2 protein-coding genes and 1 pseudogene are annotated in these 2654 nt (G+C 32.5%); all 3 read left to right on the top strand.

From position 1 onward, the window contains the following. Positions 1 to 267 (top strand): annotated as a pseudogene (locus tag ACWATR_RS39290) (hypothetical protein); the annotation flags it as partial. Positions 268 to 546: 279 nt separating this feature from the next. After that, entirely contained in the window at positions 547 to 1521 is a 975-nt protein-coding gene (locus tag ACWATR_RS39295; RefSeq protein ID WP_289794715.1) for a hypothetical protein, read from the top strand. Positions 1522 to 1541: 20 nt separating this feature from the next. Further along, positions 1542 to 2522, top strand: a complete 981-nt coding sequence (locus ACWATR_RS39300; RefSeq protein WP_289794716.1) for a DUF1822 family protein — start codon at positions 1542 to 1544, stop codon at positions 2520 to 2522. Positions 2523 to 2654 lie beyond the last annotated feature (132 nt).

Below are 2654 nucleotides of genomic sequence, written 5' to 3' on the forward strand. Positions count from 1 at the left end.
GGCGAGGATGATTACCGAAACAAGTGTTTTGTCGATGCCAACTGGCTAGTCATCCGGTTTGCAGAAGAACAAGTCTCGTCTCAGCCAGAACGCTGCGCTCGATTTATTGCTGGTGCGATCGCTCAACTAACGGGCAATGATACTTATCGCCAGAAGCTACTTCATGTAGAAAAAGTTACTCCTATGCGTCAGTGGTCTGCACGTCAAGCTTCCAAATTAAAGAAGAGTGATTACCGCCAAGGCTATCTTGTCCAAAGGAAGAACTAAGGATGTGATATTCGATACAACAATACTAGTGAGAGCGATTAGAACTTAATAGTATTTTTTATACATAATTTTTACCAGAAATACTGTTTGTAGTTGTAACATCTAAAATTAGATTGAAATTTTGCGTAAAATCTTGCTTATTCTAGAGAAAAATAGATAAATGCATTCGTTTCACATCTACATTTAGAGGTAGTTGAGACAATGACTGAGCTTGAGTCGCGTTCTGGGTATGAACTGCTCAGAGAGATATAGAGCATCCTAAAAAGGGTAAAAGATAAGATGAATACACAAGAGTTAGTTGATTTACTCAAGGAGTATCAAAATACTTCACCTGAAAGAGAGGAAAAAAAACATATAAAAATTCAAATTATTGCACATTTATCTTCATGCTATTGGTGGCATTCTCAATATATTATCAATCTTTTTTCTGAAGAGATTAAGCAAATAAAAGAAAATTTACAACAAGAACTAGGAGATACATTTCAACTTCATATAAACAAAAAAAATAACTCTAAAGAATTAGCAGATTTTTTGCTAAAAGAAGCTTTAATTATCCAAAAAAAATATCAAAGAAAGTTAATTACAGATAAATTTATCAATACTTTAGCAATAGAAATTAAAAAAACTCAAGCGAATAGCTTTCAAAGAAAACAAGCCGTGCAATGCCTGATTAAGGCTATGGAAATAAAAAATACATATAAGAAACAAGGACTTGGGTCAACTTTACAATTATCTCCACAAGATTATGAAGATGCTTTTCTAGAAGCTAAAGGAGAGTCTATTCGCTATGTTTTAGATAAAATTGACCGATATGATGAAACAATTGGAGATTTTATGGCTCTGATAAATCACTGGATTTCTATAAAATTTTCAGATGCAGCTGGCAGAATATTAGGATTCAAAAAAAGTCAATCTAAGAAACAAGAAGAAGACAAAATCAGCATTTCTCCCGTAGACATCAATTTAATGAGAGAATATCTTTTTGAGAATGCTGAACAAGAATTTGCTTACTATCAACAATCCGAAGAAATTAAAAATCTCATCCATGAAGATCCTAACAATAAACTTGGCAAACCAATTAGAAAGGACAGAACAGATATTACATTTAAAGATGTATTAATTGCTATCAATTGGGAAGGAGAAACATTTAAAAATCTCTCAAATAAATGGAACATACCATACACTACTATCAAAAGCTTTTACGAACGAGAATTTGAAAAAGTAAAAGCTGATTTAGCAGAATATTTACAATAAATAATTAGGGATTATAAGTCATGAATACTTGGGAACTAACTGAAACTTTTATCTTCACGGTTAATCTAAAATCGGTTCACAGAGAAATAGCCAAACAGTTGAGCCGAAAAAAATTAACTACAGTTAAAGCAAAAGAGTTCTATTATAATGTTTTGGCTTTATGTACTGTGAAGGATTATTTAGAATCTCTGGGATATGAAACTGATTGGAATAACAGCGACTTTAACAATCCTGTAATGTCCACCTTTGCTGATGTAGCAGATTTAGAAGTTAAAAATTACGGTAAGTTAGAATGTCGTGCAGTTTATGGTGATGGCGATATTCATGTTCCAGAAGATGCTTGGTCAAGTCGTATTGGTTATATATTTGTACATATAGATGAATCGTTACAAGAAGCAAATCTTCTTGGTTTTGTATCCTCAGTAGAAGAAACAGAAGGAGTTGTAGCTTTTAATCAATTACGTTCTTTGGAATATTTGCCTGAATATCTTAGCCAAAAAGAACAGTCCGAAATAACTGTTAAACAAACTCTTGGTGAATCAATCAAAGAAAAAGTCGTAATACTCAGACATTGGTTTAAAGAAACTAAAGAAAATATTGGACGAGAATGGCAAAATGCGGAAGAGTTGTTAATGAGACAACCACAAAATCTCAGTTATATGACTAGAAATAGTTCTGAAGCTATTAATAAAGCTAAATTAATTGACTTAAAAATGAATTTAGCTAGTCAAGCAGTAATGTTGCTGATGACTGTGACACCGCAAGCAGAACAAAAGCTAAAAATTCGCGCTCGCTTATGTCCAGTTTCTGGAGAAAAATATTTACCATTAGGGTTGAAATTAGAGGTACTTTCTCAATTAGAAGAAACTCTCAAAGAAGTCAAATCTGAATTTAGAGATTATTTTATTCAGTTACCAGAGTTTACTAGTGAATCAGGAGATAAGTTTAAGCTGAGAATAAGTCTTGGTGATGCTAACATAACTGAAGAATTTATCGTTTAGTTTTTAGAGCGTGACGAACAATAATGAAGAAAATTATTTCTTTGCGATTGGGAGAGGGAAATTTTAAAATCGGGTTTTCTCAGATTTTATTGAAGCTGTATGCAGGAGAACAATTACTTGAAGAAATAGATA

The sequence above is a fragment of the Nostoc sp. UIC 10890 genome, from assembly GCF_054786515.1.

Bases quoted from the DNA above. Each gene is read 5' to 3' on its own strand.
- ACWATR_RS39295 (WP_289794715.1), top strand. From the start codon at position 547: ATGAATACACAAGAGTTAGTTGATTTACTCAAGGAGTATCAAAATACT.
- ACWATR_RS39300 (WP_289794716.1), top strand. From the start codon at position 1,542: ATGAATACTTGGGAACTAACTGAAACTTTTATCTTCACGGTTAATCTA.